Here is a 12338-nt window from a genome sequence, read left to right as displayed (position 1 = left end):
CGGATGACTGCCGGCACGGAACTGGATTTCCTTTCCGTCACAAGTGATGGTCTGCGCCTGCGGCTGCGGGTAACGCCGAAGGCTGCTAAAGACGCCGTCGAAGGGCCGCTGGCGCAATCCGACGGCACGCGCCTGCTCGGCGTGCGCGTACGCGCAGCACCGGACAAGGGTGCGGCGAACGCGGCAGTGGAGAAGGTGCTGGCCAGGTGGCTCGGCGTCGCGGGTTCGACCGTGCGCGTCGTGAAGGGACACACGGCCCGCATCAAGAGCGTCGAGATTGCCGGCGACGGACCTGCGCTGCTTCAGCGCGCCAAGGCCGAATTGCGGACAGCTTGAGACAACGAACTTGCAGGGAGACTTGAGGACATGAGCGCAAGCGTCATCGATGGGAAGGCCCGCGCGGCCGCGCTTCGCAAGTCGACGGCTCAGGCCGTTGCGCAGATCGAGAAGAACCACGGCTTCAAGCCGGGTCTCGCCGTTGTGCTGGTGGGCGAGGACCCGGCCAGCAAGGTCTACGTGCGCAACAAGGCCGAGCAGACCAAGGAGTGCGGCATGAACTCCTTCGAGCATCGCCTGCCGGAGGAAACGTCGGAGGCCGACGTCATCGCGCTGGTGGAAAAGCTCAATGCCGATGAGTCCGTGGACGGCATCCTCGTGCAGATGCCGCTCCCCCGGCAGATCAACGAGGACAAGGTTGTCCTGGCCATCGATCCGAAGAAGGATGTCGACGGCCTGCACCCGGAAAATGCCGGGCGCATCGTGCTCGGCCAGCCGGGGCTGGTTCCGTGCACGCCGCAGGGCAGCGTCATCCTCGCCAAGGACGCCGTCGGCGACCTCAGCGGCAAGGAAGTGCTGGTCATCGGCCGCTCGATCCTCGTCGGCAAGCCGGTGTCGCTGCTGATGCAGAACGAGAACTGCACCGTCACCATGGCGCATTCGCGCACCCGTGACCTCGCCGACCATTGCAGCCGCGCCGACATCGTCGTGGCAGCCGTGGGCCGGCCGGAAATGGTCAAGGGCGAGTGGCTGAAGAAGGGCGCGACCGTCATCGACGTCGGCATCAACCGCGTGCCCGCGCCGGAGCGCGGCGAAGGCAAGACGAAGCTCGTCGGTGACGTGGACTACGAGTCGGCGGAAAAGGTGGCTGGCGCCATCACGCCGGTGCCCGGCGGCGTTGGTCCGATGACCATCGCCTGCCTGCTGATGAACACCGTCTTTGCCGCGATGGATTCACGCGGCCTGGAACGTCCGTCCATCAGCTGAGCGGCTTCAGGCTGCCTTCTTGGCGCGCTCGATCGCTTCCATGATGAGCGAACGGGCGCGCGCGGCATTTTCCCAGCCCCTTATCTTCACCCACTTGTTGGGCTCCAGATCCTTGTAGCGGCCGAAGAAGTGCTCGATCTGGTGGAGGGTGATCTCCGGCAGGTTGTCGTAGGAGTGCACGCCTTCGTAGCGGCGCGTCAGCCGGGCTGACGGCACGGCGATCAGCTTCTCGTCCTCGCCGCTCTCGTCTTCCATCATCAGCACGCCGATGGGGCGGCAGTTCATCACCGCGCCGGGGATGATCGGGCGCTCGTTTGGCACCAGCACGTCGATGGGGTCGCCGTCATCCGACAGGGTGTGCGGCACGAAGCCGTAGTTCCCGGGATAGCGCATGGGCGTGTAGAGGAAGCGGTCCACGAACATGGTGCCGGCGTCCTTGTCCATCTCGTACTTGACCGGCTCGCCGCCGACGGGAACCTCGATGATGACGTTGATGTCCTCAGGCGGATTGTCGCCAATGGCGATCGCGTCGATGCGCATGGAAGGTGGCTCCTTGCAGGAATCTTGATGCCGCGGCGGGTGCGGGGGTGCGCCCGGCGGTGGGGTTTAAGCATTCAGCGCCAGAGGTAGGCTATGCGACGATAGTCCCGGCTCAGCATGCGGATGCGGTCCTCCCCGGCGACATGGCCGCCGAGGTGCCGATAGAAGGTGTCGGCCCGCTCGTTCGCCTGGAGGGCCCAGACGACGAGACCGCTGAAATGGCGAACGGCCAAGCGGTCACGGGCAGCCTCGAACAACATGCGCCCGAGACCGGAGCCCTGATACACCGGATCCACGTATAACTCGTAAATTTCGCCCTCTGCGGGGATGCGATGGCTGCGATTTCTGCCAAAACCGACGTAACCGACCGCATTTCCGTCAAAAGAGGCGACCAGCAGCTGGCGCGCGTTCTTGTCGAAAACCCGGTTCCAGTAGGCGGCGCCGCGCCGGCCTGCAATCCGCCGCAGGTCAATGTCGGGAATGATGCCGCGATAGGCCTCACCCCAGCTTTGCGTGAAGACGTCTGCCAGGTCCGGGCCGTCACCGGGTTCGGGGTGACGGATATCGAGTGTCGCGATAGCCATGGACAAAGCGTAGCCGCCAATCTCGAACGTGGGAAGCCGCAGGGCCATCACATCGCGCATGGCAGGGTTACGCGGCCGCGTCGGCTTCCTTCTTGCGGGTCGCGCGCTTGCGCTCGTGCGGGTCGAGATGGACCTTGCGCAGGCGGATCGACTTCGGCGTGACCTCGACCAGTTCGTCCTCGTCGATATAGGAGAGGGCGGCTTCCAGCGAGAGCAGCTTGGGCGGCGTCAGGCGGACGGTCTCGTCCTTGCCGGCGGCGCGGATGTTGGTCAGCTGCTTGCCCTTCAGCACGTTGACTTCCAGGTCGTTTTCGCGGGTGTGCTCGCCGACGATCATGCCGCGATAGACCTTGGTGCCCGGCTCGACCATGATCGGTCCGCGGTCCTCAAGGTTCCACAGCGCATAGGCGACCGCGTCGCCGTCACCATTGGAAATCAGCACGCCGGTGTGGCGGCCCGCGATGTCGCCCTTGAAGGGCGCATAGCCGTGGAACAGACGGTTCAGCGTCGCGGTGCCGCGGGTGTCGGACAGCAGTTCGCCGTTGTAGCCGATGAGGCCACGGGTCGGCGCGTGGAAGACAAGGCGCGTGCGGCCACCGCCGGACGGCTTCATCTCGACCAGTTCGGCCTTGCGCTCCGACAGCTTCTGCACGACGACGCCGGAATACTCGTCATCGACGTCGATGATGACTTCCTCGATCGGCTCTTCCATGCCGCCGTTCTCGCCCTTGCGCATCAGCACGCGCGGACGCGACACGCCGAGCTCGAAGCCCTCGCGGCGCATGGTCTCGATGAGGATGGAAAGCTGCAATTCGCCACGGCCGGCAACCTCGAACGCGTCGGCGTCGGGCGAATCGGTGATCGAGAGCGCGACATTGCCCTCGGCTTCGCGGAACAGGCGCGAACGAATGACGCGGCTCTGCACCTTGTCGCCCTCGCGGCCGGCCAGCGGGGAATCGTTGACGCGGAAGGTCATCGACAGGGTCGGCGGGTCGATGGGCTGGGCTTCCAGCGGGGTCTCGACGACGGGATCGCAGATCGTGTCGGCGACGTTCACTTCCGCCAGACCCGCGATGGAGACGATGTCGCCGGCCTGCGCTTCCTCGATGGCCACGCGCTCCAGCCCCTGCGCGCTGAGCAGCTTGGAGATGCGGCCCTGCTCGACGAGGCTGCCGTCACGCGACAGCGCCTTGACCGGCATGTTGGCCTTGGCAACGCCGGCGGTGATGCGCCCGGTGGCGATACGCCCGAGATAGGGGTCGGACTGGGTGGTCGTCACCAGGACCTTCAGCGGGCCCTCTTCGGCGGGCGGCGCAGGAACGTGCTTCATGACGAGATCGAAGAGCGGCGACATGCCGTCCTTCGGGCCTTCCGGCGTCATCGCCATCCAGCCGTCCTTGGCCGAACCGTAGAGAATGGGGAAGTCGAGCTGTTCGTCACTGGCATCAAGCGCTGCGAAAAGGTCGAAGACGTCGTTGACGACCTCGGTGTGGCGCTCGTCCGGCTTGTCGATCTTGTTGACCGCGACGATGGGCTTCAAACCCACTTTCAGCGCCTTGCCGACGACGAACTTCGTCTGCGGCATGGGGCCTTCGGCAGCGTCCACCAGCACGATCGCACCGTCGACCATGTTGAGGATGCGCTCCACCTCGCCACCGAAATCGGCGTGGCCGGGGGTGTCGACGATGTTGATGCGGGCGTCCTTCCACATCACCGATGTGACCTTGGCGAGGATGGTGATGCCGCGCTCACGCTCCAGGTCGCCGGAGTCCATGGCGCGCTCGGCGACCTTCTGGTTGTCGCGAAAGGTGCCGGATTGCTGCAGCAGACGGTCGACGAGGGTGGTCTTGCCATGGTCGACGTGCGCGATGATCGCGATATTGCGGAGGTTCATGTCCGATAATGTCCGGGAATGATTGGCTGTGGGGCAGCGTCTAGCGTCTTTTGCGTCCAATAGAAAGCCAGAACGTGTGCAAGTGCGAAATCACGGTGAATGGCGGGGCGTCGCGGCCCAGTCCGCGTGGGTCAGCATGTTGAGCTCCGCGAGGTTCTCGCGGCTGACATAACCGGTGAACCTGCCGTCGCTTCCGGCCACCGCGACGAAGTTGCTGGCAGCCACCTGCATGGCGTCCAAGGCCTTGTCGAGACGGGCGTTTTCCGGCGCGAGGGGGATGTCTGTCTCCATCGCCTCGATGACCGGCATGTCCGGTCCGTTGGCGGCCAGCGCCGCCACCAGTCCCTTTCGCGTCAACATGCCGCGCAGCTTGCCGGCCCCATCGACTACGGGAAATTCGTGCTGGGTGGTGCGGAGCAACACCTTTGCAGCATCGTCCAGCGTGGATTGCGGCCCAAGCGCCTCGAAGGCGGAGATCATGGCATCGCGCACGCGCAGCCGCCGGGCTGTCGTCATCAGGCTGGTGCCCTCGGTTTCGGCGGACGCTGCGAGGAAGACGAAGACCGCGATCAGCACCAGCATGAAGTTTCCGCCCATGATGCCGAGTGCTGCAAACCCGAAAGCCAGCACCTGGCCGACACGGGCTGCGACCGCCGTTGCCTTCATGCGGCTCATGCGCAGCGCCAGTGCCGCGCGCAGCACCCGGCCGCCATCCATGGGAAAGGCGGGGATCAGGTTGAACAGCACGAGGAAGACGTTCACCGCCGCAAGGCGCGCTGCAAAGGTCGGGCCGGGGTCGGACAAGGCGACCGCCTGCCCGAGATCGGGCTGTGCGCTGAACAGCAGCACAAGAAGTCCCGCGATGACGACATTCACCGCCGGGCCGGCCAGCGCGATGATGATTTCCTGCACCGGGTCTTCCGGCATGCGCTCCAGCCGGGCAACGCCACCGATGGGCAGCAGGGTGATGTCCGGTGTCCTGATGCCGTAACGCCGTGCGGCCAGCGCGTGACCCAGTTCGTGCAGCGTCACGCAGGCAAAGACGGTGATGACGAAGAGCACGCCGTCGATCGCCGCCGCCGCACCGCCCTGCCGGTAGTAGACGACGCCGATCCAGGCGAGCAGCAGCAGGAAGGTGAGGTGGATGCGGATCTCGGAGCCGAACAGGCGGCCGAGCGTGACGGACCATGACATGGGCCTGGTTCTCCGGGCAAAAGAAGGTCTGCCCGAAAGATAGTGCGGCGCACGCGCCGGTTTAAGGCGCGCGTCACCGTGTCACTGGGTTTGGCGTAGCTTGGGCCGTTTAAACCCGGTCGCGGCGCTTGCCGAGCGTGCGCAGGCGCAGCGCGTTGAGGCGGATGAAGCCCTCGGCATCCTTCTGGTCGTAGGCGCCGCGGTCGTCCTCGAAGGTGACGAGCTCGTCGGAATAGAGCGACTGCGCGCTCTCGCGGCCTTCCACAATGACATTGCCCTTGTAGAGCTTGAGCCGGACCGTGCCCTCGACATGCTCCTGGCTCTTGTCGATCAAGGCCTGCAGCATCTCGCGCTCCGGCGCGAACCAGAAGCCGTAATAGATCAGCTCCGCGTAGCGCGGCATGATCTGGTCCTTCAGGTGGGCGGCGTCGCGGTCGAGCGTGATGGATTCCATCGCCCGGTGCGCGGTGAGCAGGATGGTTCCGCCGGGCGTCTCATAGACGCCGCGCGACTTCATGCCGACGAAGCGGTTCTCGACGAGGTCGAGGCGGCCGATGCCGTTGTCGCGGCCATAGTCGTTGAGGGTGGCGAGAATCGTTGCCGGGCTCATCTTCTTGCCGTTGATGGAAACCGCGTCGCCCTTCTCGAACCCGATCTCGATGACGGTCGGGGTGTCCGGGGCTTCTTCCGGCGAGATGGTGCGCATGTAGACGTAGGGCGGCGGCGTGTCGTTCGGGTCTTCCAGAACCTTGCCCTCGGAGGAGGAGTGCAGGAGGTTCGCGTCAACCGAGAACGGGGCTTCGCCGCGCTTGTCCCTGGGCACCGGGATCTGGTTTTTCTCGGCGTATTCGATCAGGTCGGTGCGCGACTTGAATTCCCAGTCGCGCCATGGGGCGATGATCTTGATGTCGGGCTTCAGCGCGTAATAGCCAAGTTCGAAGCGGACCTGGTCGTTGCCCTTGCCGGTCGCGCCGTGACACACGGCATCGGCCCCGGTTTCCTTGGCGATCTCGATCTGGCGCTTGGCGATCAGCGGACGCGCGATGGAGGTGCCGAGCAGGTAGACGCCCTCATAGAGCGTGTTGGCGCGGAACATCGGGAAGACGAAGTCGCGCACGAATTCCTCGCGCAGGTCGTCGATATAGATGTTCTCTTCCTTGATGCCGAGCATCTGCGCCTTCTTGCGCGCAGGCTCCAGCTCCTCGCCCTGGCCGAGATCGGCGGTGAAGGTCACCACCTCGCAGCCATAGGTGTTCTGCAGCCATTTCAGGATGATCGAGGTATCCAGCCCGCCGGAATAGGCGAGCACGACCTTCTTGATGTCCGTATTCTTCGACATGTGCCCCCGCTTGGAAAACCGTGGTTCAAACCGGGTGCCCCCGGCTATTTGGGCGGCACTATAGGCGGGCGGCGCGCGCCCGCAAGGGGCGAGAGGCAGACCTGCACCGCGCGCGATTGCGCAAGGCCGATGCCGGGTGCAGGATCGCGGGCCGCAGCCGATACGGGAGCGACCCTTGGCCAAGCTCGATTTCTGGTTCGACTTCGCGTCGACCTATTCCTACCTGACCGCCATGCGCATCGAGGATCTGGCGCGCGAACGCGGCGTTCGCGTGCGCTGGCGGCCGTTCCTGCTGGGGCCTGTCTTCAAGTCGCAGGGGTGGGACACCTCGCCGTTCAACATCTACCCGGCCAAGGGGCGCTACATGTGGCGCGACATGGAACGGCTCGCGCAGGCGCGCGGGCTTGCGTTGCAGCGGTTCGACCCGTTTCCGCAGAACAGCCTGCATGCCGCGCGCTGGGCGCTGGCGGCCGCGGCGGTGGACCCTGATGCCGCCGTCACCTTTGCCTGCGCGGTGTTTCGCGCCGAATTCGCCGAGGGCCGCGACATTTCCGCGGTCGAAACGCTTGCCGACTGCGCCAGCGCATCGGGGCTGCATGCGGACGTGGTCCAGGAGGCGGCGCAGAGCGATACCATCAAGCTGAAGCTCCGCCAGGAGACGGAGGAAGCGCAGCGGCTGGAGATTTTCGGCGCGCCGACCTTTACCACGCCGCTTGGCGAAAGCTTCTGGGGCGATGACCGGCTGGAGCAGGCGCTCGACTGGGCCACGCGCGAACTGGACGAGGCACCTGCACGATGACACTGCCCGGTTTTCTACCCGAAGCCGCGACGCTCGCGGCCTACACGGTCGCGGTGGTGGTGCTGGCGATCACGCCCGGTCCCGACCTGACGCTGTTTCTCGGCCAGACGATTTCCGGGGGCCGCAAGGCGGGTTTTGCCGCACTGGCCGGTGCCTGCACCGGGCTGATCGTGCATTCGAGCGTCGCAGCCGTCGGGCTTTCGGCTTTGCTGGCAGCCTCGCCAAAGGCGTTCCTCGTTCTGAAATGGGTGGGTGCGGCCTATCTGGCGTGGCTTGCCTATGATGCCCTGCGCAACGGGTCGGGCCTGACGCGCGATCCCGCAACGGTGCGCGAGCGCGGCATCCGGCGGGCCTATATCAAGGGGCTGATGATCGACCTGCTGAACCCGAAGATCATCCTGTTCTTCGTGACGTTCCTGCCGCAGTTTGTTTCCGTCAATGATCCGGACGCAGGCGGCAAGCTGTTCTTCCTCGGTCTCTGGTACATCGTGTTCTCGCTGCCCTGCGTGATCCCGATCATCCTGACGGCGGAGCGGATCGCGGGATGGCTGAAGGGGTCGCAGCGCGCAACGCGCCTGTTCGACTACGTCTTTGCTGGCGTGATGGGCGGGTTCGCGATGAAGCTGCTGATGACGCAGACGCGCTAGGCGCATTTCAGGTGATCGGCTTGCGCAGGAAACCCGCGCCGCGACCGGCGATGAGCCAGTAGACGAGGCCCGCGACGAGACCCGCCGTCAGCACGGCGGTTGCGCTGCCCTGATCGAAGCGTTCGTATCCGGAGACGGCCATGCCGGCGACGGCGGCAAGCGCGCCGCCGAGGGTGTAATAGACCCAGCTGCGGAACTGGAAGACCTCGCCGACCAGCCCCACCACGAGGGCGACCGGGCCAGCAAGTGCTGCAACCACGCTGGACCCGGCCAGCCCCATCAGCATCACCTTTCCCATGAGTTCCAGCGGCGGTTCTTCGAGCGTCGGCGGACCGTCGATTGCGACGATGCCGCCTGCGGCAATCGCGGCGGCGGCGAGTGCGGCCATCGCGAATGCGAAGAACATGATGAGAATGCGGAAGACGATGCGCAGCAGCGGCATCAGGCGTTCGCGCGCGGTTCGCCGGCTGCTTCACGCAGCTTCCATGCGGGCACGCGCTCGCTGGCGGACTTCAGCTGCCCGCAGGCGGCCATGATGTCGCGCCCGCGCGGGGTGCGCACCGGGCTGGCGTAACCGGCGCGGTTCACCACGTCGGCGAAGGCCTCGATGGTGTCCCAGTCGGAGCACTCGTAGTCGGTGCCCGGCCACGGATTGAACGGGATCAGGTTGATCTTGGCGGGAATGCCCTTGAGCAGGCGCACCAGCTCGCGCGCATCTTCCAGCGAGTCGTTCACGCCCTTGAGCATCACGTATTCGAAGGTGATGCGGCGCGCATTCGAGACACCGGGATAGGTTCGGCAGGCTTCCAGCAGCTGTTCCAGCGGGTACTTGCGGTTGATCGGCACAAGCACGTCGCGCAGTTCATCGCGCACCGCATGCAACGAGATCGCCAGCATGACGCCGATCTCGGCGCCGGCGCGCTCGATCATCGGGACGACGCCGGAGGTCGACAGGGTGATGCGGCGCTTGGACAGCGACATGCCCTCGCCATCGGAGGCGATCAGCATGGCCTGCTTCACATGGTCGAAATTGTAGAGCGGCTCGCCCATGCCCATCAGCACGACGTTGGAAATGGCGCGCTCGGCATCGGGCACCGGCGCGTCGGTCGGGCGGATGCCGCCGGGCCAGTCGCCCAGCCGATCGCGGGCGATCAAGATCTGGGCGAGGATCTCGCCCGCCGTCAGGTTGCGAACCAGCTTCTGCGTGCCGGTGTGGCAGAAGGTGCAGGTCAGCGTGCAGCCGACCTGGCTGGAAATGCACAGCGTGCCGCGATCGTGCTCGGGGATATAGACAGTCTCGACGTCCGCAGGGGCCTGTCCGTCGCGCGCGGGCAGGCGGATCAGCCATTTACGGGTGCCGTCGACGGAGACCTGCTCGGCGACGATCTCGGGCCGGGCGATGTCGAAGCTTTCACCCAGCGTCGCGCGGAGCTCCTTGGCGATGTCGGTCATCTGCGCGAAATCGCTCGCCCCGCGGCCATACATCCAGCGCCACAGCTGGTTGGAACGCATGCGCAACTGCCGATCAGGCACGCCGATGGTCGCGAGTTGCTCGGCGATGCCTTCGCGCGACAGCCCGATGAGACCAGGCAGGCGGGCAGGCGTGACCGCCGCGTCGACGCGCGGTGCGTTGGCATTTCCTGCCGAAAGGTCGAGCGCGGTGGTCATCGTGTCGTCCTGCGAGATGGCTTGTCGCCGGTCAGCCCGGCGTCAGTTGCATTCCTGCGTGGCGCGGGAGAGCGCGGCGGTAATACCCAGAAGCGAATAGGTGTCGATCGTCGTGTTTCCGCGCGAGGACTGGCCGGTCACGATCATCGAGGAGCCGGCCTTCATGGCCGCGATCAGGCGCTGCTCTTCGGCGGCGTTGTCGGTAAAGGCCCAGTCCTCGTTGGTGAACAGCTTGAAGGACGTATTGCCGACCTTCACCTCGGTTTCGCTGCCGGACATGTAGGGATAACCGGACTTGATGGAAATCTCCGAGCGCACGCCCTCCTTGGGGCGGATCGTCACGTAGAAGTAGATGTCGCCGCGGTTCAGGCCATCGGGCTTGACGACCTTGGGTTTGGAAACCGCTGTGCAGACCTTGCCGCCATTTTCCTGGCCGACGAAGACCGCCCAGTCACGCTCCTGCGCGACGGCGCTGACCTCCTGTGCGGCGGAGGGAAGAACCACTGCCAGGCTCATCAGCGCGGCGGCGGCGGCACGAAGTGCGAAACGGGTAACTGTCATGCTCGAACCGGTTCGTTTGATTGGGTTGCGGAATTTGAAGCTTCGATGAGGATGGCGCTCGAACACGCATTGTGCTGCGCCTTGACGTGAGGCTTGGCGGAGGATGCGGGCAAGAATTTGACAATCCGTAACAATTCGAGAGGCCGGGGGCAAATTCCCCTCGTTTCGGCCAGGTTCAGTCCTCTGCGACGGCCGCGTTTGACGCGTTTGCCGCGCGCAGGTCGGCTTGGCGCTGCTGGCGGTAGCGCGGCCCGCCGTGGATGTGGGTGTCGCGCGGCAAAGGCGGTGCACCCTCATGCACGGCGCGTTCGGGGTAGCGGCCGTGGGCGCGCAGCCGGTCATACATGACGATGGCGCCGGCGGTTGCCAGATTGATGCAGAACCCTGCCGGGATGCGGATGATGTGGCGGCACTGCGCCATCATCTCCGGCGACAGCGAACCGCGTTCCGGCCCCAGAACATAGGCCGCGCGGCGCGGATGGCCGAAGCTCGGCAGGTCGATGGCGTCCTCGGTCAGTTCCACGCCGACCAGCGAGCAGCCGGCGGGAAGCTGCATGTCCTCGACGAGGTTCCAGTTGTAGACGGGCACCTGCTCGTTGGTGCGCGAGGTGTCCGACTTCGGACGGATGAGCGTGCGGCGCGCATCGACCGTGAAGAAGAAGCTCGCCCCGAAGGCGTGCGCCGAGCGCATCAGGTTGCCGAGGTTCATCGACTTGGAGATGCCTTCCACCCCGACGCCGAAATAGCCCCGCATCTGCGGCGTGTCGCCCATGTCGTGTCATCCCTCGCATGTTCGCCTGCGGCGTGCGACCGTGCTACGCGAAGCCCGCAGATTGGGCAAGCTCAAGCAGTTCAGGAGCGACAAGACGATGAAGGCAGTGCTGTGCAAGCAATTCGGACCCCCGGAAACTCTCGTGGTGGAGGAGGTTGCCTCTCCCGAACCGGGGCCGGGTGAAATCCGGGTCGACGTGAAGGCCTGCGCGCTGAACTTCTTCGACACGCTCATCATCGAGAACAAGTATCAGTACAAGCCCGAGCCGCCGTTCTCGCCGTCGGCGGAACTTGCCGGTGTCGTATCGGCCTGCGGCGAAGGCGTCAGCCGCTTCAAGGAAGGCGACCGGGTCGTCGCTTATACCGGATGGGGCGCGGCGCGCGAACAGGTGGTGCTGGATGAAAACCGCGCGGTCGCGCTGCCCGACAATCTCGCTTTCGAGGCGGCAGCAGGTCTCCTCGTAACCTACGGCACAACGATCCACGGGTTGAAGGATCGCGGTCGGTTGCAGCCGGGCGAGACACTGGCGGTGCTCGGCGCATCGGGCGGCACGGGGATCGCGGCGGTCGAGATCGGCAAGCTGATGGGCGCGAAGGTGATCGCCTGTGCGTCGTCGCAGGAAAAGCTCGACTTCTGCCGCAAGCACGGTGCCGACGAGACAATCGACTATTCATCGCAGAACCTGAAGGACCGGCTGAAGGAGCTGACCGGCGGTGCGGGCGTGGACGTGGTCTACGACCCTGTCGGCGGCGACTACAGCGAACAGGCGCTGCGGGCGGTCGCGTGGAAGGGCCGTTTCCTCGTCATTGGCTTTGCGGCAGGTCAGATTCCGAAAATCCCGCTCAACCTTGCCCTGCTGAAGGGGCTGGATATCTGCGGCGTGTTCTGGGGACACTTCTTCGATATTCAGCCGGAAGACGCGCGCGCCAACCACGAGCAGCTCGTCGCGTGGGCTGCCGAAGGCAAGCTGACGGTCCCGGTGGACCGCACCTTCCCCATGGACGAGGCGATCGAGGCGCTCCAGGTGATCGCCCGGCGCGAGGCGCGCGGGAAGATCATCCTCAAGATGTAGGTTGC

Annotated in this window: 14 protein-coding genes; 5 read left to right on the top strand and 9 right to left on the bottom strand. The window is 65.4% G+C overall.

The window, feature by feature from the left end; translation table 11 throughout:
- Positions 1–3 precede the first annotated feature (3 nt).
- Positions 4–336, top strand: coding sequence for a DUF167 domain-containing protein (locus ACKTEK_RS14405; protein WP_409165985.1), 333 nt, complete (start codon positions 4–6; stop codon positions 334–336).
- A gap of 30 nt (positions 337–366) precedes the next feature.
- On the top strand, positions 367–1263 hold the full coding sequence (folD, locus tag ACKTEK_RS14400) for a bifunctional methylenetetrahydrofolate dehydrogenase/methenyltetrahydrofolate cyclohydrolase FolD (protein ID WP_409165984.1): 897 nt from the start codon (positions 367–369) through the stop codon (positions 1261–1263).
- 6 nt (positions 1264–1269) lie between these two features.
- On the opposite strand, the gene ppa is transcribed toward folD, so the two are convergent.
- The 5 genes from ppa to ACKTEK_RS14375 form a co-directional block, all read right to left on the bottom strand.
- Positions 1270–1803, bottom strand: coding sequence for an inorganic diphosphatase (gene ppa / locus ACKTEK_RS14395; protein WP_409165983.1), 534 nt, complete (start codon positions 1801–1803; stop codon positions 1270–1272).
- 74 nt (positions 1804–1877) lie between these two features.
- Positions 1878–2447, bottom strand: a complete 570-nt coding sequence (locus tag ACKTEK_RS14390; protein WP_409165982.1) for a GNAT family N-acetyltransferase — start codon at positions 2445–2447, stop codon at positions 1878–1880.
- 7 nt (positions 2448–2454) lie between these two features.
- Positions 2455–4281: a translational GTPase TypA gene (typA, locus tag ACKTEK_RS14385; RefSeq protein WP_409165981.1), complete on the bottom strand. Its 1827-nt coding sequence runs from the start codon at positions 4279–4281 to the stop codon at positions 2455–2457.
- A gap of 90 nt (positions 4282–4371) precedes the next feature.
- On the bottom strand, positions 4372–5475 hold the full coding sequence (locus ACKTEK_RS14380) for a site-2 protease family protein (RefSeq protein WP_409165980.1): 1104 nt from the start codon (positions 5473–5475) through the stop codon (positions 4372–4374).
- A gap of 109 nt (positions 5476–5584) precedes the next feature.
- Positions 5585–6814, bottom strand: a complete 1230-nt coding sequence (locus ACKTEK_RS14375; RefSeq protein WP_409165979.1) for an argininosuccinate synthase — start codon at positions 6812–6814, stop codon at positions 5585–5587.
- 175 nt (positions 6815–6989) lie between these two features.
- Between ACKTEK_RS14375 and ACKTEK_RS14370 the strand changes: the two genes are divergently transcribed.
- Both ACKTEK_RS14370 and ACKTEK_RS14365 read left to right on the top strand, forming a co-directional pair.
- Positions 6990–7613, top strand: a complete 624-nt coding sequence (locus ACKTEK_RS14370) for a 2-hydroxychromene-2-carboxylate isomerase (protein WP_409165978.1) — start codon at positions 6990–6992, stop codon at positions 7611–7613.
- Complete coding sequence (locus ACKTEK_RS14365; protein ID WP_409165977.1) at positions 7610–8260, top strand: LysE family translocator; 651 nt, start codon at positions 7610–7612, stop codon at positions 8258–8260. Before ACKTEK_RS14370 ends, ACKTEK_RS14365 begins: the two co-directional genes overlap by 4 nt.
- A gap of 7 nt (positions 8261–8267) precedes the next feature.
- Here the strand turns inward: ACKTEK_RS14365 and ACKTEK_RS14360 are convergent, their stop codons facing one another.
- The 4 genes from ACKTEK_RS14360 to ACKTEK_RS14345 form a co-directional block, all read right to left on the bottom strand.
- On the bottom strand, positions 8268–8702 hold the full coding sequence (locus ACKTEK_RS14360; RefSeq protein ID WP_409165976.1) for a hypothetical protein: 435 nt from the start codon (positions 8700–8702) through the stop codon (positions 8268–8270).
- Entirely contained in the window at positions 8702–9928 is a 1227-nt protein-coding gene (gene rlmN / locus ACKTEK_RS14355; RefSeq protein ID WP_409165975.1) for a 23S rRNA (adenine(2503)-C(2))-methyltransferase RlmN, read from the bottom strand. Before rlmN ends, ACKTEK_RS14360 begins: the two co-directional genes overlap by 1 nt.
- A gap of 42 nt (positions 9929–9970) precedes the next feature.
- Positions 9971–10489: an invasion associated locus B family protein gene (locus ACKTEK_RS14350; RefSeq protein ID WP_409165974.1), complete on the bottom strand. Its 519-nt coding sequence runs from the start codon at positions 10487–10489 to the stop codon at positions 9971–9973.
- 175 nt (positions 10490–10664) lie between these two features.
- Entirely contained in the window at positions 10665–11261 is a 597-nt protein-coding gene (locus tag ACKTEK_RS14345) for an RNA methyltransferase (RefSeq protein WP_409165973.1), read from the bottom strand.
- 97 nt (positions 11262–11358) lie between these two features.
- On the opposite strand from ACKTEK_RS14345, the gene ACKTEK_RS14340 reads away from it, so the two are divergent.
- Positions 11359–12333 (top strand): NADPH:quinone oxidoreductase family protein, encoded by a 975-nt coding sequence (locus ACKTEK_RS14340; protein ID WP_409166168.1) that lies wholly within the window; start codon positions 11359–11361, stop codon positions 12331–12333.
- Positions 12334–12338: the final 5 nt, after the last annotated feature.

The sequence above is a fragment of the Tepidamorphus sp. 3E244 genome, from assembly GCF_046159835.1.
GTDB lineage: Bacteria > Pseudomonadota > Alphaproteobacteria > Rhizobiales > Tepidamorphaceae > JACKJK01.
Note: the sequence above shows the minus strand (reverse complement) of the source record. Positions and strands in the feature narration are given on the sequence as shown.

Coding starts and splice junctions, on each gene's coding strand:
- ACKTEK_RS14405 (WP_409165985.1), top strand. CDS start 4: ATGACTGCCGGCACGGAACTGGATTTCCTTTCCGTCACAAGTGATGGT.
- folD (WP_409165984.1), top strand. CDS start 367: ATGAGCGCAAGCGTCATCGATGGGAAGGCCCGCGCGGCCGCGCTTCGC.
- ppa (WP_409165983.1), bottom strand. CDS start 1,803: ATGCGCATCGACGCGATCGCCATTGGCGACAATCCGCCTGAGGACATC.
- ACKTEK_RS14390 (WP_409165982.1), bottom strand. CDS start 2,447: ATGCGCGATGTGATGGCCCTGCGGCTTCCCACGTTCGAGATTGGCGGC.
- typA (WP_409165981.1), bottom strand. CDS start 4,281: ATGAACCTCCGCAATATCGCGATCATCGCGCACGTCGACCATGGCAAG.
- ACKTEK_RS14380 (WP_409165980.1), bottom strand. CDS start 5,475: ATGTCATGGTCCGTCACGCTCGGCCGCCTGTTCGGCTCCGAGATCCGC.
- ACKTEK_RS14375 (WP_409165979.1), bottom strand. CDS start 6,814: ATGTCGAAGAATACGGACATCAAGAAGGTCGTGCTCGCCTATTCCGGC.
- ACKTEK_RS14365 (WP_409165977.1), top strand. CDS start 7,610: ATGACACTGCCCGGTTTTCTACCCGAAGCCGCGACGCTCGCGGCCTAC.
- ACKTEK_RS14360 (WP_409165976.1), bottom strand. CDS start 8,702: ATGCCGCTGCTGCGCATCGTCTTCCGCATTCTCATCATGTTCTTCGCA.
- rlmN (WP_409165975.1), bottom strand. CDS start 9,928: ATGACCACCGCGCTCGACCTTTCGGCAGGAAATGCCAACGCACCGCGC.
- ACKTEK_RS14350 (WP_409165974.1), bottom strand. CDS start 10,489: ATGACAGTTACCCGTTTCGCACTTCGTGCCGCCGCCGCCGCGCTGATG.
- ACKTEK_RS14345 (WP_409165973.1), bottom strand. CDS start 11,261: ATGGGCGACACGCCGCAGATGCGGGGCTATTTCGGCGTCGGGGTGGAA.
- ACKTEK_RS14340 (WP_409166168.1), top strand. CDS start 11,359: ATGAAGGCAGTGCTGTGCAAGCAATTCGGACCCCCGGAAACTCTCGTG.